26 protein-coding genes and 1 riboswitch are annotated in these 23,311 nt (G+C 34.9%); of the genes, 3 read left to right on the top strand and 23 right to left on the bottom strand.

Annotated features, from left to right (window positions below; genetic code table 11):
• Positions 1–102 precede the first annotated feature (102 nt).
• Together cmk and F0362_RS30505 are read right to left on the bottom strand one after the other, a co-directional pair.
• On the bottom strand, positions 103–780 hold the full coding sequence (gene cmk / locus F0362_RS07700) for a (d)CMP kinase (protein ID WP_000361259.1): 678 nt from the start codon (positions 778–780) through the stop codon (positions 103–105).
• 130 nt (positions 781–910) lie between these two features.
• Entirely contained in the window at positions 911–1,084 is a 174-nt protein-coding gene (locus F0362_RS30505) for a DUF5359 family protein (protein WP_000754950.1), read from the bottom strand.
• A 180-nt stretch (positions 1,085–1,264) separates the two neighbouring features.
• On the opposite strand from F0362_RS30505, the gene ansA reads away from it, so the two are divergent.
• The gene (ansA, locus tag F0362_RS07695) at positions 1,265–2,239 is read left to right on the top strand and encodes an asparaginase (protein WP_149889725.1); all 975 of its coding nucleotides are present in this window, start codon (positions 1,265–1,267) and stop codon (positions 2,237–2,239) included.
• A gap of 32 nt (positions 2,240–2,271) precedes the next feature.
• On the opposite strand, the gene F0362_RS07690 is transcribed toward ansA, so the two are convergent.
• From F0362_RS07690 to F0362_RS07635, 12 genes are all read right to left on the bottom strand, one after another.
• On the bottom strand, positions 2,272–3,252 hold the full coding sequence (locus F0362_RS07690) for a YpdA family putative bacillithiol disulfide reductase (RefSeq protein ID WP_001168501.1): 981 nt from the start codon (positions 3,250–3,252) through the stop codon (positions 2,272–2,274).
• A gap of 109 nt (positions 3,253–3,361) precedes the next feature.
• On the bottom strand, positions 3,362–3,892 hold the full coding sequence (locus F0362_RS07685) for a peptidoglycan recognition protein family protein (protein WP_001240651.1): 531 nt from the start codon (positions 3,890–3,892) through the stop codon (positions 3,362–3,364).
• A gap of 79 nt (positions 3,893–3,971) precedes the next feature.
• Positions 3,972–4,208 (bottom strand): DUF3961 domain-containing protein, encoded by a 237-nt coding sequence (locus F0362_RS07680; RefSeq protein ID WP_002038314.1) that lies wholly within the window; start codon positions 4,206–4,208, stop codon positions 3,972–3,974.
• A gap of 93 nt (positions 4,209–4,301) precedes the next feature.
• Positions 4,302–4,511: a hypothetical protein gene (locus tag F0362_RS07675; RefSeq protein WP_000426777.1), complete on the bottom strand. Its 210-nt coding sequence runs from the start codon at positions 4,509–4,511 to the stop codon at positions 4,302–4,304.
• 78 nt (positions 4,512–4,589) lie between these two features.
• A complete protein-coding gene (gene gudB / locus F0362_RS07670; RefSeq protein WP_000225171.1) occupies positions 4,590–5,876 on the bottom strand; it encodes an NAD-specific glutamate dehydrogenase in 1,287 nt (428 codons plus the stop codon).
• 321 nt (positions 5,877–6,197) lie between these two features.
• A complete protein-coding gene (locus F0362_RS07665) occupies positions 6,198–6,806 on the bottom strand; it encodes a genetic competence negative regulator (protein ID WP_001235404.1) in 609 nt (202 codons plus the stop codon).
• A 77-nt stretch (positions 6,807–6,883) separates the two neighbouring features.
• On the bottom strand, positions 6,884–7,759 hold the full coding sequence (locus tag F0362_RS07660) for a MerR family transcriptional regulator (protein ID WP_001142655.1): 876 nt from the start codon (positions 7,757–7,759) through the stop codon (positions 6,884–6,886).
• Positions 7,759–8,535: a metallophosphoesterase gene (locus F0362_RS07655; protein ID WP_000637912.1), complete on the bottom strand. Its 777-nt coding sequence runs from the start codon at positions 8,533–8,535 to the stop codon at positions 7,759–7,761. The genes F0362_RS07660 and F0362_RS07655 overlap by 1 nt, the downstream gene beginning before the upstream one ends.
• 67 nt (positions 8,536–8,602) lie before the next feature.
• Positions 8,603–9,082: a LysM peptidoglycan-binding domain-containing protein gene (locus F0362_RS07650; protein ID WP_001231536.1), complete on the bottom strand. Its 480-nt coding sequence runs from the start codon at positions 9,080–9,082 to the stop codon at positions 8,603–8,605.
• Between the two features lie 22 nt (positions 9,083–9,104).
• Positions 9,105–9,668, bottom strand: a complete 564-nt coding sequence (locus tag F0362_RS07645) for a CPBP family intramembrane glutamic endopeptidase (RefSeq protein ID WP_001025773.1) — start codon at positions 9,666–9,668, stop codon at positions 9,105–9,107.
• A complete protein-coding gene (locus F0362_RS07640) occupies positions 9,668–11,197 on the bottom strand; it encodes a RecQ family ATP-dependent DNA helicase (RefSeq protein WP_000762984.1) in 1,530 nt (509 codons plus the stop codon). Before F0362_RS07640 ends, F0362_RS07645 begins: the two co-directional genes overlap by 1 nt.
• Positions 11,187–12,248 (bottom strand): YpbB family protein, encoded by a 1,062-nt coding sequence (locus F0362_RS07635; protein ID WP_001176982.1) that lies wholly within the window; start codon positions 12,246–12,248, stop codon positions 11,187–11,189. Before F0362_RS07635 ends, F0362_RS07640 begins: the two co-directional genes overlap by 11 nt.
• A gap of 298 nt (positions 12,249–12,546) precedes the next feature.
• Here F0362_RS07635 and F0362_RS07630 point away from each other — a divergent pair, with 298 nt between their 5' ends.
• Positions 12,547–12,795: a ferredoxin gene (locus tag F0362_RS07630; RefSeq protein ID WP_001151993.1), complete on the top strand. Its 249-nt coding sequence runs from the start codon at positions 12,547–12,549 to the stop codon at positions 12,793–12,795.
• 123 nt (positions 12,796–12,918) lie between these two features.
• On the opposite strand, the gene F0362_RS07625 is transcribed toward F0362_RS07630, so the two are convergent.
• On the bottom strand, positions 12,919–13,497 hold the full coding sequence (locus tag F0362_RS07625) for an ECF transporter S component (RefSeq protein WP_000810844.1): 579 nt from the start codon (positions 13,495–13,497) through the stop codon (positions 12,919–12,921).
• A gap of 162 nt (positions 13,498–13,659) precedes the next feature.
• Positions 13,660–13,799: riboswitch (FMN riboswitch) on the bottom strand.
• Between the two features lie 248 nt (positions 13,800–14,047).
• Here F0362_RS07625 and F0362_RS07620 point away from each other — a divergent pair.
• On the top strand, positions 14,048–14,734 hold the full coding sequence (locus tag F0362_RS07620; protein WP_000710843.1) for a hypothetical protein: 687 nt from the start codon (positions 14,048–14,050) through the stop codon (positions 14,732–14,734).
• 28 nt (positions 14,735–14,762) lie between these two features.
• Here F0362_RS07620 and F0362_RS07615 read toward each other — a convergent pair whose 3' ends face one another.
• From F0362_RS07615 to rluB, 8 genes are all read right to left on the bottom strand, one after another.
• On the bottom strand, positions 14,763–15,377 hold the full coding sequence (locus F0362_RS07615) for a peptidoglycan DD-metalloendopeptidase family protein (RefSeq protein WP_000866135.1): 615 nt from the start codon (positions 15,375–15,377) through the stop codon (positions 14,763–14,765).
• Between the two features lie 83 nt (positions 15,378–15,460).
• Positions 15,461–16,042, bottom strand: a complete 582-nt coding sequence (locus F0362_RS07610) for a cob(I)yrinic acid a,c-diamide adenosyltransferase (RefSeq protein ID WP_149889724.1) — start codon at positions 16,040–16,042, stop codon at positions 15,461–15,463.
• Between the two features lie 136 nt (positions 16,043–16,178).
• Positions 16,179–17,954, bottom strand: coding sequence for a sensor histidine kinase ResE (resE, locus tag F0362_RS07605; protein ID WP_000964658.1), 1,776 nt, complete (start codon positions 17,952–17,954; stop codon positions 16,179–16,181).
• Positions 17,954–18,670: a DNA-binding response regulator ResD gene (gene resD / locus F0362_RS07600; protein WP_000426665.1), complete on the bottom strand. Its 717-nt coding sequence runs from the start codon at positions 18,668–18,670 to the stop codon at positions 17,954–17,956. The genes resE and resD overlap by 1 nt, the downstream gene beginning before the upstream one ends.
• Positions 18,671–18,973: 303 nt before the next feature.
• Positions 18,974–20,131, bottom strand: coding sequence for a cytochrome c biogenesis protein ResC (gene resC / locus F0362_RS07595; protein WP_000250098.1), 1,158 nt, complete (start codon positions 20,129–20,131; stop codon positions 18,974–18,976).
• A gap of 14 nt (positions 20,132–20,145) precedes the next feature.
• The gene (gene resB, locus F0362_RS07590) at positions 20,146–21,771 is read right to left on the bottom strand and encodes a cytochrome c biogenesis protein ResB (RefSeq protein WP_000910514.1); all 1,626 of its coding nucleotides are present in this window, start codon (positions 21,769–21,771) and stop codon (positions 20,146–20,148) included.
• A 121-nt stretch (positions 21,772–21,892) separates the two neighbouring features.
• The gene (gene resA, locus F0362_RS07585; protein ID WP_000742208.1) at positions 21,893–22,414 is read right to left on the bottom strand and encodes a thiol-disulfide oxidoreductase ResA; all 522 of its coding nucleotides are present in this window, start codon (positions 22,412–22,414) and stop codon (positions 21,893–21,895) included.
• 106 nt (positions 22,415–22,520) lie between these two features.
• On the bottom strand, positions 22,521–23,249 hold the full coding sequence (gene rluB / locus F0362_RS07580) for a 23S rRNA pseudouridine(2605) synthase RluB (RefSeq protein ID WP_000440550.1): 729 nt from the start codon (positions 23,247–23,249) through the stop codon (positions 22,521–22,523).
• Positions 23,250–23,311: the final 62 nt, after the last annotated feature.

Here is a 23,311-nt window from a genome sequence, read left to right as displayed (position 1 = left end):
CTTCTTATAAATCGGCTCATTTGTCAAGGAAAGAGACTCACAATTCACGTATCCTTTACATTTCTATACAAACAAAAAAAGAAAGAGGATAATCCCCTTTCTTTATTTCGCAAATACTCCTGAAACAATACCCATAATTTTTTGGACGACTTCTTCAATTGATAAAGAAGTTGTATCTAATTCCAATGCATCATCAGCCTTTTTTAGAGGAGAAACTTCGCGTTCTGAATCCAATTTATCACGCTGAGCAATTTCTTCTTGTAACTGCTCTAAATTAGAATCGAAACCTTTATTTATATTTTCTAAATGTCTTCTTTCCGCTCTTTCTTCTACAGAAGCAAGCATAAAGATTTTCACTTCAGCATCTGGTAACACATGTGTACCAATATCACGGCCATCCATTACAACGCCGCCTTTTTCCGCTAATTCTTGTTGACGACGAACCATTTCTTCACGAACAAGACGATGCTTTGCCACAATAGATACTCGATTCGTCACATCAGGCGTACGAATAACTTCCGAAACATCTTGTCCATTTAAAAATACAAGTTGTGTATTTTCTCCTTGTTGAAATTCAATATTCACATTTTTTACAACTTCCATTAGCTTTTCTTCATTTTCAATATCCACTTTTTGTTCAAGGGCTGCATATGTAATAGCACGGTACATTGCGCCTGTATCAATATAAACGTAAGAAAGCTTCTTTGCCACAACTTTTGCAACTGTACTTTTCCCAGCAGCTGCTGGACCATCTATAGCAATTGAAATTCGTTTATCCATTGTAACACCTCATTTTTTCACTTATAAAACAAAACGAAAAGCAGGTATTCATCCCTGCTTCTTCTCATTTGCTTCACGTCATTAAATCCTCAATTATTGTAGCATAATCCTTCCTAGAAGAAAACGAAAACTACCTACTCACCTGTAAGATTTCTTCTTTATTTTTCGCGACGACACCTTCATAATAAACAATTTTAGATAGATATTTTATTGATGACTTATGTATAAATAACAATTGCACAACACAAAGACAAATAAATTGAATTATTAATATACGAATGATAATTTTCTCCACCTTCTTCAAGATATCCACTCCTTCCCACCATATACTTACACATTACATTTCATGATTTTATACAACGTACATAGCGCAATTAAATTTATTGTCATATTCCAAGCATGCTTTTATACATTTTCATTGTCGAATTTACTCAAAACATGTTATGTTCTAAATGTATTTTTCAACTTGAAAGGGGTATAAGCATTGAAAAGAATCCTAGTTTTACACACAGGTGGAACAATTGCAATGGAGGAAGATAAAGAAACTGGGGTCGTACAACCAGGAGAAAAAAATCCTCTTTTAAAATTCATTCCTGATTTAGAAGGCGATGTTGATTTAATCGTTGAAGATGTGTTCCATCTACCATCTCCTCATATGACACCAAGCGAGATGTTACAATTACAAGTCATCATTGATGAAAGAGTAAAACAAGACAACATTCATGGCGTAGTCATTACGCATGGTACGGATACATTAGAAGAAACCGCATATTTCCTAGATTTAACAGTCAAAGCAACTATTCCAATCGTAGTAACAGGCGCAATGCGTTCTAGTAATGAATTAGGTGCTGATGGTCTATATAACTTCTTATCAGCTGTAAAAGTAGCTAGCAGTAATGAAGCTGCAGAAAAAGGTGTTCTAGTCGTATTAAACGACGAAATTCATTGCGCTACAAATGTAACGAAAACACATACAAGTAATGTTGCAACATTCCAAAGTCCACAATATGGACCAATTGGAACGGTAACAAAACGTGGTGTTGTTTTCCATCACGCTTTAGTACATCATGAAACGTATACAGTAAATAACATCTCTAAAAGCGTAGTTGTTCTAAAAGCATATGCTGGTATGGATGATACATTGTTAGCAGCAATTGAAAACCTTCCAGTTGACGGAATTGTCATTGAAGCGCTTGGACAAGGTAATTTGCCTCCACGTACACTCCCTAGTTTAGAACGATTAATAAGCAAAGGAATTCCAGTCGTATTAGTTTCACGTTGCTTCAATGGTATCGTTCAAGACGTATATTCATATGAAGGTGGCGGCAAACAATTAAAAGATATGGGCGTTATATTCACATACGGCTTAAACGCTCAAAAAGCACGTATTAAATTACTAGTCGCATTAGAGAATACAAAATCACATGAAACAATCCAAAATATGTTTATGCACGAATAAAAAAAGCTGTCGAATTTTTCGACAGCTTCTTTTTATTTTTCTCTCGACGCAATGGTTTGCGCAATCGCATCTCCATGAAATCTACCGTTCTCGATAAATATTTCATTTGCATTATTCCCAGCGGCAATTACACCTGCAATGAAAATATTTTCAGTGTTTGTTTCCATTCTATCCTCTGTATAAATCGGACGCCCAGTTTCTTCATCAATTCGAACGCCCATCTCCGTTAAGAAACTATGATCAGGATGGTAACCCGTCATCGCAAATACAAAATCATTTTGGATTGTAAATGCCCCGTCATCAACGGTATACGTTAATGTATGTTCAGTAATTTCTTTCACATGAGCCCCAAAATGCATTTGAATTGTACCGTTTCGTACTAACGCCTCAAATTCCGGTAAAATCCACGGCTTAATGCTCGGCGAGTACTCACTTCCACGATACAGTACCGTTACACGCGCTCCTGCTTTAACAAGTTCCAACGCAGCGTCTATACTTGAGTTTTTTCCACCTATAACTACTACATCTCGATCAAAATAAGGATGTCCTTCTTTAAAATAGTGAGCTACTTTCTTCAGTTCCTCACCTGGAACATTCATATAATTTGGATTGTCATAATATCCAGTGGCTACAACAATATATTTCGCTATATATATTTCTTTATGTCCGTCACGTTTCGTCGTCTCAACCTTAAAAACTTCTCCATCTTTTTGAACTTTCTCTACTCGTTCGAAAGCATTTATGCGTACAGATTTACGCTTTACTACTTCGCGATAATACGCAAGTGCTTGATTTCGAACTGGCTTACGGTTTTCGGTAATAAAAGCTACTTCACCAATTTCTAATTTTTCACTAGAGGAGAAAAATGTTTGATGAGTTGGATAATTATAAATCGCATTTACAATGTTTCCTTTTTCAATTACTAACGGATTAATCCCTACCTTTTGCAACGAAATTGCTGCTGCTAATCCGCACGGACCGCCTCCAATTATGATAGCTGTTTCTTTCTGCATACTCGGTTCACTCCTAGTCTTCTACCTCTGCACTATTTATAAAAACAAGAAAAAACCTACTTACAACAGTAGGCACCTATCTTTATTGTATTCATTTTTCATACGTTTGTCATCTAAACGAAACGTACATCCGATAGACATCTGCTAAAAACTGTTGAAATTTAATACCTTGTTTCCCTAATACATTTTCAGGATCAATCTTTCTAGCTGGATCAAGTGTTTTATGTGATACGATATCTTTTTTCGGATTCAAGCCAAAGTTTTGACATAAATAAGCATGATACCATGTAAAACGCGTATACGCTTCCCAAAAGTTAACATCACCGCCATAACAAAGTTCCACACCAATGGCAGCCTTATTCGCATCATAACCATATAAGTCATTATCCGTCGACACACCATATCGAACATGATACGCAACTTCATTTATAGGAACAATTTCCAATATTGTTTTGTCATCTATAAATGTATGCGCCGAAGCTTTCGGTTGTATTTCATTAAAGTAATCCCGATTTCCTATTGCATTGCTACCAGGATTTCCTGTATCATGACTTACAATAAACCTTACTTTAGAAAGAGGAATTCCCGGTCGTGAACTTCCATATCCAATATAGTTACGCTCTATAGGAAACATCGCCATTACTACCAACTCCCGCTTTAGAAAATTACCTTACTTCCTTATATATGTATTCGGTAGCAATGTCCTTATCGCATATTTCTTACACGAAGAGAAAATCGAAAATATTTGATGTGAACACCATAAATAACAAAATACTTACAGCGACTCCATAAAAACCGTAAAACCAAACACAATCTTCTTTCGTATCTAAGCCGAAAAATTTATTTACTGATTGTAATAATGTGCCACGCTTACTTTTTTTGTTTCGTAATACTTCCACTCGTTCTACAACATCTGCTGGCATCATAAATCTTTGGTCTACTGTCATTTTCATCATTTATCTCTCCTTAAAATCATTTCCGTTTTGTTTATCTAAGGAGAGTATAGCACGTTTGTTCGTACAGAACAAGCGTTCTTTTATTTTTTTATTTTATTTTTCAACAAGCCAAGTAATAATCGTGAATATAAAAGCGATTATCGGCCCTACTACAACCACACCAAATATTAAAAACAATAAGCCTTCTCCGAACATCCGAACGACACTTGTTTTTCGGGCTTTCATCGTTCTTGAGAGTTCTCCCTCTAAGCTCTTAACCTTTTCTTCTAATTGTTCTACTCGTTCCATCATTTCATTTTCCATATACAACACCTCACACTAATACTCCAACAAAAAAACGTGATTCCCTCGAAAGGAATCACGTTTTTTCACGATATAATATTATACCCAACCTCTGAAGCGACTTGCTTCAGCCATTTTACGAACACCAACCATATAAGCTGCTAAGCGCATGTTCACTTTACGAACTTGTGCTGTTTCATAAATAGAATCAAATGATCTTACCATTACTTTTTCTAAGCGTTGTTCTACTTCTTCTTCTGTCCAGTAGTAACCTTGGTTATTTTGTACCCACTCAAAGTAAGATACTGTAACTCCACCAGCACTTGCTAATACGTCTGGAACAAGTAAAATTCCGCGATCTGTTAAAATTTTAGTTGCTTCTAAAGTTGTTGGACCATTTGCAGCTTCAACAACAATTTTTGCTTTAATATTATTAGCATTTTCTTCTGTAATTTGGTTCTCAATTGCAGCTGGAACTAAAATATCGCAATCAAGTTCTAACAATTCTTTGTTTGAAATTGTATTATTGAATAGTTTTGTTACTGTACCGAAGCTATCACGACGGTCTAATAAATAATCAATATCTAATCCATTTGGATCATGTAATGCACCGTAAGCATCTGAAATTGCAATTACTTTCGCACCTGCATCATGCATAAATTTAGCTAAGAAGCTACCCGCATTACCGAACCCTTGAACAACAACACGCGCACCTTTAATATCAATGTCGCGTTTTTTTGCAGCTTCGCGAATACAAATTGTTACACCTTTCGCTGTTGCTGTTTCACGTCCGTGTGATCCACCTAATACAAGTGGCTTACCTGTAATAAATCCTGGTGAATTAAATTCATCAATACGGCTATACTCATCCATCATCCATGCCATAATTTGAGAGTTTGTAAATACGTCTGGAGCCGGAATATCTTTTGTAGGACCAACGATTTGGCTAATTGCTCGTACATAACCGCGGCTTAGTCTTTCTAATTCACGGAATGACATTTCACGTGGGTCACAGATAATTCCACCTTTACCTCCACCATACGGTAAATCAACAATACCACATTTTAAACTCATCCAGATCGAAAGTGCTTTCACTTCATTTTCTGTTACATTCGGATGGAAGCGAATTCCACCTTTCGTTGGACCAACAGCATCATTATGTTGCGCACGATATCCTGTAAATATTTTAACAGTCCCGTCATCCATACGAACTGGTATTTTCACTGTCATCATACGAATTGGTTCTTTTAATAATTCATATACTTCGTTTGGATAACCCAATTTTTCTAATGCTTCACTAATAACAATTTGTGTCGAATTCAATAGTTCAAAATGTTGTTCCCTTTGTTGTTGTGTTTTTGTTTGAGTTCCCTTTTCGGCTACCATAGTAAGTAAACCCCCTGTAATTTCACTTGTTTAGTAAACCTTCATTGCCTAGTATACACCGTTAAATTTGGAATGCAATAGAAAACGCTAACAAATATATACAACTTATTTCGTATTGCAAGCGTTTTCACTATTATTATAGTCCTTTTATTGCTTTTAGAAAAGTAAAATACTTAAATATTTAAATATTTTTTATCTCACTCGAATACAGCGTCGCGAAACGGTATATTTAATTAAGAAAACGTTTGTTTAAATATTTATAATTGATCCTAGCCTTACTCCTCTTATCCAAATAAAAAGCAAAACCCCAGCTATGTTATATTAGCTGAGGTTTTGCTTTTTCACAAAGTAATTGTATACTTGTTCAATTGCTTGAGAAGCCATTAATTCTTTACCATACTCCATTACACGGTAAATGGTTGCCGTAGACGGATTACCGTATTCTGCTAAAATAGCTATAAAATCCGCCTTCAATAATTGTATTTGCTCTTCTTCTTCCATCCAAAGATAGAAACGCCCATCCCATGTATATAACTTTCCGCCAGTTACACCAAGGTTATATAAGCGATTCGACAGGTTAATTACGTCGTCTAGTGTAGCAAACTCATAAAGTATGTGCTCGCTCTCATCTAGAGTCACTTGCATTTCAATAAACTCGTCACGGAACTCATCATCTGTATCCACTTCTTGATTTTCCTTCGTTACTATTACAACCATGCCTTGTGCTTGTAGAGAAAATACTTCAACTGCAATCGGACCATCTGCTTCAAATCCTAATTCTTTATTTGCTTCTTGCATCATATCACGAAATAGTTGCTGTACTTTCGGTGCATTTCTCCATAAATCCTCTTTCGTTAATCCTCGTTCAGATAAATCATCAAATGTTAGGAAAATTTTTATCTTATTATAATTTAATCGTTCCAGCCTCATCTCATACCCTCCCTACGTAACCATTGAATCTAATTTTTATTATATGAAATAGAAAATAGATGGTTCTTTCCGAACAACTATTCTAACATTTTTAACCATTCATCCCATTCTTCTTTCGTATCGCCGATTAGGATTGTTTGAATGTTCAACTGATCTCGAGCGCTTATTTCCCCTATAACCCCAACAGAAAGGTTCTCATTTTTTTCTTGCAATAAATCCCCAACATTCATCGCCCTTTTCAGTTCTAGGCCATTTTCAAAAGAGACAAATAAATGTTTTGGCTGTATTTGCTCAACCGCTAATAACATGCCATCTCCCTCTAAACTTGTCCTAATATGTATCGCCTCATATCCTTTTAAACGTAAATACATTGAGAAAATAAATCCTTTCAATGTATTATTTTCTAACACAATTACTTTGTGTATGGAAGAAAACGTTGAAGCATTATGATACACCATTCCTAGACGAGTTTGTAAAAATGATACGGCATATTGGAATTGCGTCATTGCAATCTCATTGTTATTTTTTAGTGTCAACAATTTGTTTGTCACTTGAAGAATAATACCGGTGATAACTTTTTCTGTTGAATAAATACTAAAAGCCTCATTTATTAATGCAGAAGTTGTAATTTCATCAAATTCTAACAAAGCTTGTAGTAAATCGTCCACTAAAACAACTTCTTTATCGTAATGTATTTCTTTTTGGGCATTACTCTGCAAACGATTCCCTTCTAATAACTGCACTGCTTGTCCAATCATCATACCGGAAGAAACCTTCTCCATTAACCATTTCAAAATTCGAATATGCTCTTCTGTATATAATCGATGCCCAGCTTGATTCCGCTTTGGGGCAATAATCTGATATCGCCTTTCCCATGCACGAAGCGTACTCGGTTGAACTCCAATAATATTCGAAACAGCTTTTATATTATATTTTCCATTTAGAGTTGGCATCATTTCCCTCCACATAACGTAATAATATGTGTTTGAGCAGGTGCTCGAAAACGAAGTGGAATCAATGTTGTTCCGTATCCATTACTAACAAAGAGAGTCGTATTTGAATGATTATATACGCCACCTTTTAAATATTTTTCAGATGGGAATAATCGAATCTGTCCTCCATGTGTATGTCCACTTAACACAAGTGAAATTTGTTCTTTTCCAGACATTTTTTTTATTATATCAGGGTTGTGACTAATTAAAATACGAAATCCCTCTTCTTTACAATCAGCCAATGCTAAGTCTAAACGATCACGTTCCAATCCAACATCATCTACACCGAGTAAGCAAATTTTCTCTCCTAACTCAGATTCAAATACAACTCTTGTATTATCTAAAACTTTTACATTATTTTCTAATAGCAACGCATCTAATTCATGGTATTCAATCTCATAGTCATTATTTCCCCATACAAAATATACAGGAGCTATCGCTCTTAACTTTTGAATATTTGCAGAGATTTTTGATAAAGGTACGCCCTTTTCCGCTAAATCACCACCAATAATAACGAGATCTACTTTTCCCTTTATTCGCTCAATTAACGAATCTGAAACGACTCTTCTATGAATATCAGAAATAAAAAACATATTCATCTGTTGAAAACTTTGCGGGAATTCTTTAAATTCTAAAGTATGTTCCAATACCGTATTACGCATCGCTTCTTTATACATTACAAGAAGAAATATTATACCTATACATATGAGAGTACTTAATATTGTAATCCATATCATATTTTTACTCCCCTACTCATAAAGATAATCCTCAGTTTTTATAACAAGCTACGAATTGCTTAATTTACTAGCTCTCTTGTTTTACGGACTTATCTTTTATCGGAATTTTTAATTCTTGACCTGCACTCACTTCATCTTCTTCTAAGTTATTATACTTTTTAATAACTTCAATCCCACTTTCATCTGAAAAATATTGCTTCGCTATACTTTCTAAAGTTTCTCCCTTTTTCACAGTATGCGTTACCACCTTCTCAGATTGTTTCTGAGTTTCAGATTTGGCTGAATCAAAAAAAATTACTTCAAACGCACTTTTACCAGCATTACTACTATCACTTTTCACCTGAATATATTTATCCGTATACCATAAAATACTAATTGGTAGTAATATGAATAGACACGTTAATACTCGGACAAAAATGTGATTCATTTTAAACTTTTGCTTTTTCTCTTTATTTCTATGAAGTTCACTTCGCGGCGGTAAACTTTCATCTTCTTCCACTTGCTCAACTTCTAATTCCTCTTCAAAATCAGGAATTCGTTTCCTCATGTTGTTCACCACCACCTTCCATTTATTTTCTTAGTTGGAGTCCCATTATAAAATCAACAAGAAAGTGTGCAAAGATTGTTATAAATAAATTCTCTGTCCATTCAAATACATAACCAAAGACAAAACTAATAAAACAGACGAAACAAAACAAAAATGGCTTTGTTATATACCGAATATGTAAGACTGCAAATACTAAACTTGCTATTATAATTCCGAAATGAGTCTGCATTACACCTCTAAATAAAAATTCTTCTGCAAAGCCAATAACGAACGTAATAACGAGTAAATGCATAACTGACATTCCTTGAAACATCTTATCGTTAATACCACCATCATCAAACCAAGACTCTGGAAATACTCGCATTGCAACATAATCTAATAACACAATACCAATCGCTAATAAACTACCTACTATAAGTATTCGTACAGGTTCCCACTTCCAAAGACTAAAAACTTCTTTTGTATCTCGAAATAATATATATGCTAGCAAACAACCAATACCAATAATAATTAGCTGTGTTATATACAGATTCAGCCTTATTTCTTTCGGACTCATATCTTCAACATTATGCCTTTGAATGTTCATCATTCCTCCATCTTTTCTAGGCCGAAAAGCTTTTGTAACTCTGTTTCCCAATTATAGTCGAAATCGGATTGTTGCGCTCGTCTTTTTTTATACTCCGTTTTTGTAATACCACAATAATCGCAGCAATTTTTCAACTCTGTCTCTTTTCTATAACCGAACTGTTGAAGTACATATTCACGCCTACATCCTTTAACTTGTATCCATGACTTCATGTTTTCTAGCTCACTATATTTATTACGCAATCTTATTTCTACTTCAGCTATTAATCTGTTCATGATTTCATCTGACAAGCTCTCTAATATTAGTTTTCGCCGTTGTATGATCCCAAGCCGTTCGAGATGATAGCGGATGAAACGCCAATATTGTTCATTAAATCTTGCTGCATTATAACAAATTTCTTCTACATCTTCTATTGGTAATTCTTTCGTTTGAAACATTCTTTCTTGTAGTAAAGAAAATAAAAATTGTATTTGCGACTTACTTGGCAATTCATCTTCAATAATTGAAATTGGCAAATCGTGATCCAACGGACTACATAATAAAAAGGCTATACTCGGTTCGCCATCTCTTCCAGCTCTTCCGATTTCTTGCAAGTAGGAAGCTATATTAGTCGGATAATGGAAATGAATAATATATCTCGTATTCGACTTATTTACTCCCATACCAAAAGCACTTGTGCATATTACAATTTGCAATTGATCATTCATAAATTGCTGCTGAATTAACATACGCTCTTCATGTTCCATACCACCATGATAAAAAGCCACACCAGTACAGCCTTTTCCTCTTAAATATTCCGTTAAACGTTCTGTCCATGCTCTACTTGAACAATATACAATCCCAGGCCCCTGTAAATACATCACATGTTCCAAAAGTGCTTCTTTCTTCTCTTCTATCGTCTCTACAAATTGCACTTCCATTGCAATATTTGGACGATCAATAGAGTATGCATGCTGCGAGACATTCTTTAAACTTAAACTCTCTGCTATATCTTGCAGTACATCCTTTGTCGCTGTCGCTGTTAATGCTAGTACCGTAGGAGATCCAATGTTCTCAATTACTACGTTTAATTTTTTATAATCCGGTCTAAAATCATACCCCCACTGCGAAATACAATGGGCCTCATCCACAACAAACATTGAAATATGAATTTTCTTCAATTCTCTTATTAATAAATCCGATTGCAACATTTCTGGAGACACAAAAATAAATTTATAAAAAGCCAATTTTTTCATCGCTTCTCTTTTTTCACTTAATGTCCGAAAACTATTAAATGCAATCACTCGATTTTTCACAACATACTTTAATTGTGTAACTTGATCTTCCATTAAAGATAATAGTGGTGATACAACAAGCACTGTTCCTTCTTGCATTAGCCCTGGGAGTTGATAGCACATAGATTTCCCTCTTCCAGTCGGAAGCATCGCTATAACATCTTTTCCTTCTAATAAGTCTGTAATAACTTCTTTTTGTCCTTGACGAAATTCAGAATATCCAAACCACTTATATAAATATTCCTCAAGTTTCATTTATACCCTCCATCCGTGCCAATACAAGACGGACTTCAAAATAAGATATCTCTTCCCCAACCGCTTGTTTCAAGACACGTAACTTACGTGTTTGTAATGTCTCAATTACTTCTTTTACTTTATCTATTTTGTCTTTCTCCATAAACATCTCAATTGAAAATTCTTTTTCTCGTAAAGCGATTTCTACAAAATGATCTTCTATCGTTGCAACCTTCAAATTCCGAATTGTTGCTATTTCTTCCAGAAAGCGTCCTTGTCTCCAAAGATTATATGTTTTTTTCGTAGATATGCTAAATAAATCAGCCTTCTCATTTGGATAAGATATAATTTCAGCTAATAACGGAAACTCACTTTCTTTATTACGAACTTCTTGAATAATGAAATGAATTGTACCCCAAAATAAAAAATACACTCGAAATACATCTTGTTTCGTAATTTCCGCTAATTGTTGCAACGTACAACCGATGCGTTTATAGCCCGTTAAGCGATATGTTACGATTGTCGCCTCTAATGGTTTATTTTTTTGTAAAAGAGTATACATCTCCTTCCACAACCTTTTAGCCAATTCACTTCTCATATATGGTATTCCAGTGAGAAAACGTTTCACCCACATCATTATTTCTGTATCTTGCTGAATTGGAATAAATTTCGTATTCACCTGTTGTAAATTCGAAATGGTTTGAACGATTAATGATAATCTCTTCCAAAACGTTTCACCTATTTCACCATAGTGTAAACCATGTAAACACGTCGGAAAAGCAAAGTCATCTTTCCATTTGTTTAATTGCATGTTACCAGCAGTCGTTACTACGTATGTATTTTCATGTATAGATTGAACTAAATCCGTTTGTACCAACTTTGCAACTTCTTGATCATAATCAGCTCTATTCAAAGATTTATAAATCCCAAACAAAAAAGAAATTTGAAACATATTCCCATCTTGTAATGTTTGCGATGACCTCTTTCCTTTTAATAAATAATAAATAGAAGAAACGGTCCTTTCGCCATTCAATTGTTTTAAACAATACAATAAAGTATATTGTAGTTGCATTACCGCTTCCCCTTTCCAATTTAACTTAATTCTTTTTCAATATGATTACAACGTCTACTGTTACTCATTAACCTTATCATATCGGTACCATATGCTTGTACATACTCTATTGTACCAAACGAAATAACATTTACGTATTTTGAAAATCTTATGACATAATTCAAAAATAAGTTGACACTCTAATTGATAAGCATTATCATTATAATTTTATGTTGAAAAGTTTTACAAACCGTTTTACAATAAGGTTATAATTTTTATGGCGAGCTTTTCACATACATATTATCAGGAGGGAAAAAAGATGGCAAAATATACAATCGTTGATAAAGATACTTGTATCGCATGTGGTGCTTGCGGCGCTGCTGCACCAGACATTTATGACTATGATGATGAAGGTATTGCATTTGTAACATTAGATGATAACCAAGGTATCGTTGAAATTCCAGATGTATTAATTGAAGATATGATGGATGCATTCGAAGGTTGTCCAACTGACTCAATTAAAGTTGCTGACGAATCATTTGACGGCGACGCTTTAAAATTCGAATAGTCTTTTATTAACTTCAAAAAATGCCCCTCATATTGATGAGGGGCATTTTTTGTTCCCTATTTTCATTCTACTTAACAAAAAACCATTAGTAGTTTCACACTACTAATGGTTTTATTTTATATGTTATGCATTTTTCATTTTTGCAAACACCCATACTTTCAGGCGTGAGAATAATGCTACAAATACAATTGTTACTACAATTCCTTTAATTAAATTAAACGGTAAGATCGCTGTTACAACAGTCGTTCTTATAGCCTCACTAGACATAGCAGGTGCATTTAAAAACCAAGTGTAAGCTGGGAATATGATGATATAGTTTAATACACTCATAATTAGCGCCATTGTAATTGTCCCTAACATTAGTCCTGTCGTTAAACTCTTTACAGTACGATACTTTCTAAATAAGAAAGCTGCTGGTCCAATAAATAAACATCCTGCAATAAAGTTTGCAATTTCTCCAACTGGCACTCCTACTAAACTACCTTGAATCCCGTAATGTAAAATATTCTTTATTCCCTCTACAATTATCCCCGCAATTGGTCCAAAAATAATTGCAGCAATTAGAGCTGGCACATCACTAAAATCAATTTTTAAAAATGGCGGAAGCCCTGGGAACGGGAAATCCAACATCATTAGTAAATATGCAATACTACTTAGCATTGCTACACTCACCATCTTTACTACACTGTTTTTTTGTTTCATCGTTCTCTCTCCTTTTCCATCGATCATCTCATGGAAAGTGGAAAGGTTCTGCTATGCCTATTTTTTCATAGAATGAAAAAACCCTTTGTGTTTTACACAAAGGGAGAATTTAAGGCATATCAAACAGACGTTCAAATTCCTATCTTTTTTGAACGCTTGAACCTCCATCTTCTCCCATCCAGACTATACTGTCGGCTTTGGAATCACACCAAATCCTGCCTTAACGGCTCGCGGGCTTAGAACGAAATCATAAATAGTTCATCACCGCCGGTCGGGATTTTCACCCTGCCCCGAAGATAGACCGATATTCTATTTTCCCCTTCATTATACAACAACCTAATAACATTGTGAACTAAAAAATTGTAACTTATTTAAAATTAGTTATTTATTTTTTATAACCCATTAATAATTGCAAAATATTTTACAATACACCCCATATTTTTTATTATTAGGCATTTCTCTTTTGAATTCCCTAGTCATATATAATGAAAAGTGATAAGATGTTGAATTGTTAAGATAAGAACATTTTCTGAGTTATGGAGGAAATGTCATGAAGAAAGATAAAAGACACTCTATTCGAGAAGCAATGAAAAAAAACTTAAGAAAAGAATACTTTTACTTAAAAAAAGAATTACTTTTCTACTGTCCAATTGATTTAGGCACATTCTCAAGCGAGACATACTATGCTGCTTTCGATGAAGATGGCATCAGTATTTATCAGTATGATAAAAAAACAGAAAGTAAATTAAAATTGTGCGAGCGTCATCCATGGAAGAGTTGGAATAAAGTGAAGGTTGATCACTATTTGACAACTTCTCAATTTATTTTTCAAGGTGAGCGTAACTGGATATTATCCCTTTTCCAAAAAGGAAAAGAAGCTCAAAAAATTATCGAAGAGCATACATCTTTACAAACAGAAGTTGTTTCTCGCTCTTTCTTAAAAAAACTTCCTGGTTTTCGTTCTAATACACCGTTGAATAAATACATCGGCAGCATTTGTTACACTGCACTTATTGCATTTTTATTAAAATGGATGATTCCATTTCAAGCACCACAAATCGCCCTGTACTCTCTTTCGATTGGTTGTATGCTTCTTGGCTTACTTTGTTTGACAATCGGTTTAATTGAACCGACTATTGTACTGTTTCGAACAAAAGAAAAAACAAGAACAAAAGTTTTTTACTTATATAGCTACTTAGCTATTTCTGGATTTATATGTGTCTTTATTTTTTGGTAAAAGAAGAGCTAGTTAAACTAGCTCTTCTTTACTTTACGTATAATTGTTGATTTGGATAAATTCGCTCTTGCTGCAATCCATTTTTTGCTTTTATTTCCTTAAGTGTCATACTAAATTTCCTTGCAATATTAACTAAAGTATCCCCTTTTTGTACAACATATAATGAGGAAGAAACAACTTCATTTCTTTGTTCATTTAAAACAAGTAATGGATTCATTGCATTCTTTTTCGCCATCGTCCATCTTCCTTGATGAAGTTCTAAATGTAAATGTGCACCTCGTGATTCTCCTGTGTTTCCTACTTCTCCAATTATTTCTCCTTTTGAAATATAATCCCCTTGAACTACGTGTCTCTTATTTAAATGTGCATACACAGCCTCATATTCTCCATGTTTAATAAATACAACGTTCCCATAACTATTTGAATAATAAGACTTTGTCACCTTACCATCTTGAATAGCTGCCACAGGTACTCCGATCGGTGCAGCTATATCAATACCGTAGTGTTTTCCATGCCTTGTCCCAAAATAATCACTTATCTGTCCTTCCACAGGCCATGTCCATCGATTTTCTTCTGCGTAAACATGTAATTGAGATAAAAACAGTACAGTCAATAACATGACGCTACATTTTAACACTTTCATATACATCCTCCGTTTTCTAATTACCACCATACCTTCTCTATTTTGGTATATTACAGAAAAAAGTATACAAAAAAGAAAGTGAATTACTCCACTTCCTTCTCTTTCTTATCACGAAAAACTAATGCGCTACGGTTATACTCCACATCTTTTACTTGTAATCGAGTATTTATTACTCTAGCTACTGCAAACAAATAATCAGATAATCTATTTACATACTTTAGAACAACTTCATTTATTTCCACTTCTTTTTTCAACGACACGATAGAGCGCTCTGCTCTTCTTACAACAGTACGTGCAATATGAATGGTAGCCGATGCCTCGCTACCACCTGGTAAAATAAAGCGTTCTAATGGTGGCGCTTCTTCTATATACAAATCAATCCTTCTTTCCAAGCTTTCGACCATTTCGATCGTTACTTTATAAGGGATTTTCTCCTCCACTATCGCCAAATCTCCCCCGCAATCAAATAGTTCATGTTGAATATTTTCAAGGTCATTGTAAACATCTCCAAATGCCCCGCCTTGTAGCTTAGCCATCGCATATCCAATATGAGAATTCGCCTCATCTATCGTGCCATATGCTTCTACACGAATATTATCTTTATCCACCCTGCCACCTATTACACTTGTTTTCCCTTTATCTCCTGTTTTCGTATATAATTTCATTTCTTCACAGCACCTCTCTCGATATTCTTAATTCGACTAAGATAGAAAAAAGTTCTACTATAATTTATTTAATTGATTTTACAAAAAAATAAAAAACAGTAGAACTTTATTTATTATTAACTTTAAAAACATATATCTAAATTATACGATTCGGCAAATATACAGAGAATGTAGTTCCTTCTCCAACAACACTTGAGACAGAAATTTTCCCATCATGGCCTTGAACAATATTTTTAGCAATCGCAAGCCCGAGTCCTGTTCCACCCTTTTTCCCGCGTGTTCTTGCTTTATCAGCTTTGTAAAAACGATCAAACAAGAATGGAATATCTTCTTCTGGAATACCAGCACCTGAATCTTGCACTTCGAAAGTAAGACCATTATTTTCCGTATGAATTACAAGTGCAACATGTCCACCTGCATTCGTATGACGAATTGCATTATCAATTAAATTCGTCAACACCTGTTCCATACGGTCTGCATCAAACGGATATTGTTCAATTGGACTTTGGAAATCTACTGTTAGTTCAACTTCTTTATCCTTTGCAATCCCTTGGAATTTACGGCCAATCTTTTCGACAAATGGATGAATATCTACTTCACCAATATGTAACTCTACGTGGCCACTTTCCATACGAGCTAAATCTAATAATTCATTTACAAGTTTACCTAAACGAACGGATTCATCATAAATGATTTGAACAAACTCATTAATTTCCTCTTTCGTTTGCACAATATCATCTAAAATCGCTTCACTATACCCTTGAAGCATGACCATTGGTGTACGAAGTTCATGTGATACATTGGCAATAAAGTCTTGACGCATCTTCTCAAGACGGCGTTCTTCCGTCATATCACGCAACACTGCTACAGCCCCACGAATTTTCGTTTGATTGTAAAGCGGCGTCATAAGAACTACGTAGTTACCTTTTTGCAAATTAATTTCAACAACTTGTTGTTGCTCACTTTCTACAACGCGATGGAATAGTTCCACAAGTTCAGAAGGTAGTTTTTTACTTAGCTCTATCTCTTTTTCTTCTTGCCAAACTTGTAAGAAATTTTCAGCCGGTGGATTAATAACTACGACTTCACCTTCTTGATTTAACGTAATAACTCCATCTGCCATACTACTCAAAATACTAGCTAACTGTTCTTTTTCTTGCTGCAAAGCATTCATATTAAACTTCAACTGTTTACCCATTTGATTTAAGGCCGTTGCAAGCTCACCAATTTCATCCTGAGATACCATAGGGGCCTTTGCATCAAACTTCCCACGTGCCACCTCAAAAGCAACCTCACGCATTTTACGAAGCGGTGCGGTAATTCGAGTAGATAAGAAGAACGCAAAGAAAGTTGTTAATATAATCGCAATCCCAGCCGATAAGAAAATAAAATCAGTCGTTCTCTCCATACCTTGTATTGGTACTTGTAAAGATTCATATACGAACACTGCACTTTGATTTTTTGATTGCACCGGTTTTCCGACAATCATAATATCATTTTCAGTATTTTTATTCTTCCTACTATTAGAAGCTTTTCTTATGTTGTTTTTAATTTCTTTTTTATCTTTAAAAACAGCAGCTAATTCTTTATCTTCTTTTAAATCATCTATTGTTAGCGTAACTAATCCTTCTTGTTTCGGAGAAGATGAAATCTCCTTACCATCTTCTACAATAATGATTCTTGAAAGTGGGTCAGAGAATTTATACGCGATATTCTCAATCGTTTTTACATCGGCACCTTCTTCAATTAACTCTGAAACACTTGTTGCAACTTTCTGAAGCCTAGCTTCACTCATATCAACATAATACGTTCTAAAAAACTGTGAAAGTAAAATCGCAACAAATCCAAGAACAAACGAAACGAGAAGTAATATGGTCATCCATAACTTCCCTACTACACTTCTCCAAAGCATCAGTCGTTCACAACCTCAAACTTGTAACCCACGCCCCAAACGGTAACAATCATCTTCGCAGCATCTGGTGATTTTTTACTTAATTTCTCACGTAAACGCTTTACATGCGTATCCACTGTACGTAAATCTCCGAAGAATTCATATTGCCATACTTCTTTCAACAATTGCTCTCGATCGAATACCTTATCAGGAGCTTTCGCTAAGAATAATAGTAATTCATATTCTTTCGGCGTTAAGTTCACTTCATTACCATCTGCAGTAACACGATGTGCATCGTTATCAATTGTTAAGTGCGGGAACACAGTAACATCTTTCGTCGTTGTATCTTGTGTAAAGAATGTTGTTGGTACAGCACGACGTAACACCGCTTTCACACGAAGCACTACTTCACGTGGGCTAAATGGTTTTACAATATAATCATCCGTTCCAACTTCAAATCCTTGTACCCGATTTACTTCTTCACCTTTTGCCGTCAACATAATAATTGGTGTCGCTTTTTTCTCACGAACCCCTTTGCACACTTCGATACCATCTTTACCAGGCATCATAAGATCCAATAAGATTAAATCATAATCATTTTGCAACGCCATTTCTAAAGCTGTATCACCATTATCTGCTTCCTCAATTGTGTATTGCTCTCTTTCTAAGTACATTTTCAATAAACGACGAATGCGATCCTCATCGTCTACAATTAAAATTCTAAATTCATTTTCCATTTCTACCCGCTGCATATTTTCACATCAGCGGTTCACACCTACCCTTCTACACTATTATGTTGCGCTATTCTCGGTTATTTAAGCACTCCTCTAAATGTTTCACTTCCCACTATTATGCTTCACAAGAATAATAAAGTTTGTTCAATTTTTTTCCAAAACTATGTATTTTATTTGAACAGTATATTATGTCCTCGACATCATTTTACAAAATCAACCGCTACTTTGTCATGTTTTTCTCAAAAAAGAAGAAAATTTGACAAAAATAAAATAGGAAAGTGACATACACTCTCCTATTTTATTTCTCTATGCATATGAATGTAAACCCGCAATGATTAAGTTCACTACAATAAAGTTAAACATAATGATCGCAAAACCAATTACTGCAAGCCACGCTGATTTTTCCCCATGCCATCCTTTAGATAATCGTAAATGTAATACTGCCGCATAAAAGAGCCACGTTATAAGTGCCCAAACCTCTTTCGGATCCCACCCCCAAAAACGCGTCCATGCTATTTGAGCCCAAATCATCGCAAAAATTAGCGCACCTAATGTGAAAACTGGGAATCCAATTGCAATAGATCGATATCCGATTTCATCCAGTAAATCACTATTCGTATTCTTTACTAGTGGCTGAAGTGCCGCTGATACTCGTTTGCGTAAAACAAGTCTTAATACAACATAAAGTAGTGTTCCAACTATTACTGACCAAATAACAGTATTTAATTTTTTCGCATTTACAATCGCTGGAACTTCGACTGTCGGTTCTAATTTATTTTCTGTCAGTAACTTCCCTTCATGTGGTCCAACTAAAGCTGGGAGATTATACTTCATCTCGACTTGTTGTTCATTTTTATCAATCCATTGAAACTTAGCTTCATATTTCATACTGGAGAATACTGTCGTTACCGCAATAAATCCAACTGTACAAACAAGTGTGAACACTACCGTTTCTAACCAAAATGTACGTTTACTTCTCGTTGATTGATCTACATTTTTCAATAAATACATAACGCCCGTAATAAAACTAATTGCTAAAATTGCTTGTCCTGCTGCTGCAGTCGTCACGTGAATGTGTAACCAGTTACTTTTTAAAGATGGGATAAGCGGGGATATTTCCCTCGGGAACATACTTGCATAGGCAATTAATAAAAGAGCAACTGGTAATGCAAATAGTCCCATTATACTTACGCGGTACATAAAATACATTACAATAAATGCTCCGACAAGCATCATACCGAAAAACGTACCGAATTCGAAAAAGTTACTAACTGGCGCATGACCTGATGCAATCCACCTTGTAACAAAATATACTGTTTGTGCTATAAATCCTAAAATTGTAATCGTTATTCCTACATTTGCCCATTTATGACCCTTTTCTTTAATTGCTCCCCCAAAAAATAGAGTTGCTATTAAATATAAAATAAATGCGGTAAAGAGAAAGTTACTACTTATTTGCACCATATCGTTTCCCCACCTTAACTAATTTTTTTATCAATTACTTTATCATTTGGCTGTGGAATTGCTGTACCTTCTAGTATTCTTTCAATATCTTTCTTTAAACCGAACCAATTTTTATTCGTATGTCCTGCAATCCACCATTCATCATTAACACGTTGTATCCAAATACGGCGATGATTCCAATACATACCTTGAATGACACCAACCATAAATATAAATCCTCCAATACCAAGAATCCAAAGCGTTAAATCTTTCCTAACCGTTAGAGCTGTCGCATTTTGCATTTCAACACCTGCAAATGACATTTTATATTTGTTGTTTCCATCTGCTTCTATATTTTGCTGAATACCAACGAAACTCACTTCACCATCTGGCGTCTCAGGCGTAAACATTTTAAATACGAATGCAGGGTTGTTTGGTAATTTTGTTTTTGTATTCGGTTTTCCATTCTCATCAAAATAAAAATCTGGAAAATAGCTTAATAGTTCTAAAGAATAACCATTTCCTAAATCGTATTTTTCTGTAGGATTCGCTAAATCTACTTTAATTGGTCCCCACTTTTGATTATTTTCTTTGTTTTGCAAGTGGAAGGACATACTTTTAAATTCACTTTCTTTATAATCCACTTGATACACTGCAAATTGATCAAATTTCAATGGCTCATTCACGCGAATTTCCGCTTCTTTTACTTTTTCTAATTTCGGTTTTTGCCCTGCTATATTTTCGCCTACCGCTTTATATAATACTGCATTCGTTTGGAAGTTTTTCGCAATCATTTTATCCCCAACACGGTCTATCGCTTCATCAAAAACTTCCTTATCCTTACTTTTATCATAAACTTCTTTTATAAACTTCTCATTTTTTAAATAGTATTGACCATCCGTCCCTGGTACTTCTTTCGTTTCACCATCACGTAACCAAAGAGCTTCGTCTACGTACATACTCGGTAAAAAACGAAGCATCGCACCGAATAAAAAGATAATAAGGCCGATATGATTTACATATGGACCCCAACGTGAGAAACGTCCCTTTTCCGCTAAAACGTTTCCGTCTTCCACTTTCACGTTATAGTTTCTTTTCTTTAAATTCTTTTGCACTCTTTCCAAGTCACCATCTTGCGGAGTACCAGTCCCGTATAATCTTTGTCTCTTTAAAAAGCTAGGATGTCTTTTTACCCCTTGTTTTTTTAAAGCTTTATAAAGGGGAATAACACGGTCTAAACTACATATCACAAGTGAAGTACCGATAGAAGCAATTAAAATCATGTACCACCATGAACCGTATAAATTATTAAATCCTAATTGATAGTATAATTGCCCTAAAAATCCGTATTCCTGTTTATAATATTCAGCTGGTGCAATTCCTGGCGTTATGTACATTTCTTGCGGAAAAATTGTTCCTATCGCTGATGCAGCTAAAGTTATTACGATTAGCCATACACCTACTTTTACAGAAGAGAAAAAGCTCCAAATTTTATCGACTATCGTTTTTGTTTGCGTGAGAGATCTCCGCGCACTCCCCTCATAGCGCATATCCAATAGTTTTACATTTTCATTGCTTTCAAATGGTTTCCCACAAGCTTCACAAAAAATGGTTCCTATCGGATTAACATGTCCACACTCACATTTAATTTCTTTCAACACTCTCACCGCCCCTGTATCTATATGTACTATTGTATATTCTAACCTCAAGTTACCGCAATACTCAGAATTTTTAAATCAGAGGCGCTATAGACATGCACCTCTTATGTAAAGGCTTTCTTTATTACGGAGTAATTTTCTTCAAATAGCCTTCTAACTGTTCTTTCGTTTGTTCACCTATAATTTGCTCCACTACTTTTCCATCTTTATCAATCAAAAAGCTTGTCGGTAATGGACCTACTCCATATGTGCCTATGATTTTTGTTCCTTTATCAATGGCAACTGGGAATTTCAAATCATATTGTTTCACAAAGTTCTTAACAGCAATATCTGTTTCATCTGCATCTAACGCAATAATTTCAACGCCTTTTTCTTTATACTTTGGATATAATTCATTCATATAAGGCATTTCTTTTTCACAAGGTTTACACCAAGTTCCCCAAAAGTTTAAAAATACACCTTTACCCTTTAAGTCCTTTAATTCAATTTTCTTTCCTTCCAAATCCGTCACAACAAAATTAGGTGCTTCTTTCCCAATTTGCATTTTCTCTTTATCAGTGAAAAACCCTTGATAAAGGGTAAATCCTACAGCACCGCTTAAAATGAGCAGGATGATAACACGAAATAATAAGCGATTTTTCTTCATCTTGTCTCCCCTCTCCTCGGTAAATGGTATGTATTCTTTTCTGTAAATGTTATATTGAATAAATCACCAGCAGAGCACTCCACTGGTGAAATTTTAACTCTATAGCTTATCTTGGCTTTGTAGAAGCAAGCGCGCGTAATTGTTTTACCTCATGTGGTGTCAATTCTCTTGCATCACCAGGTCGCAAACTACCCACTTCTAAAAAGGCATAACGTTCACGTTTTAATTTCACTACTTTACAGTCTAACGCTTCAAACATACGACGTACTTGACGGTTACGGCCTTCGTGAATTGTTAATTGTACAATCGCCATCTCTTTACGCTTGTCCCAAGAAATAATTTTCACATTTGCTGGTGCTGTCTTTCCGTCTTCTAATGTAACACCTCGTTCTAACATGCGAATTTTCTCACCTGTTAATGGCCCTTTTATTTTTGCAACATATGTTTTTTCAACTTTATATCTCGGGTGCATTAATACATTAGCGAAGTCCCCATCGTTTGTCATTAATAATACGCCAGACGTATCATAATCTAAGCGTCCGATTGGGAATAAACGTTGTGTAATTTCAGGGAAAAAGTCTGTTACAACATTTCTTCCTTTATCATCTGATACACTTGAAATTACGCCAGTTGGTTTATATAGTAAAAAATAAACAGGTTCTTCTTTTTCAAGAGGGATGTTATTTACTTCTACTTTATCTTGAGGAGTTACTTTTGTTCCTAACTCCTTCACTATTTTTCCATTAACTTTCACTTTTCCTTGCTGAATTAATTCCTCAGCCTTTCTTCTCGATGCAATACCTGCTTGTGCAATCACTTTTTGTAATCGTTCCATTTCTTTTTTTCACCTCGAATTTATCTTACCTTACATTAGAAAGACTTGGCAACCGCATACGT

Origin of the sequence: Bacillus sp. BS98 (assembly GCF_008432245.1) — a bacterium.
Lineage (GTDB): Bacteria > Bacillota > Bacilli > Bacillales > Bacillaceae_G > Bacillus_A > Bacillus_A toyonensis.
Note: the sequence above shows the minus strand (reverse complement) of the source record. Positions and strands in the feature narration are given on the sequence as shown.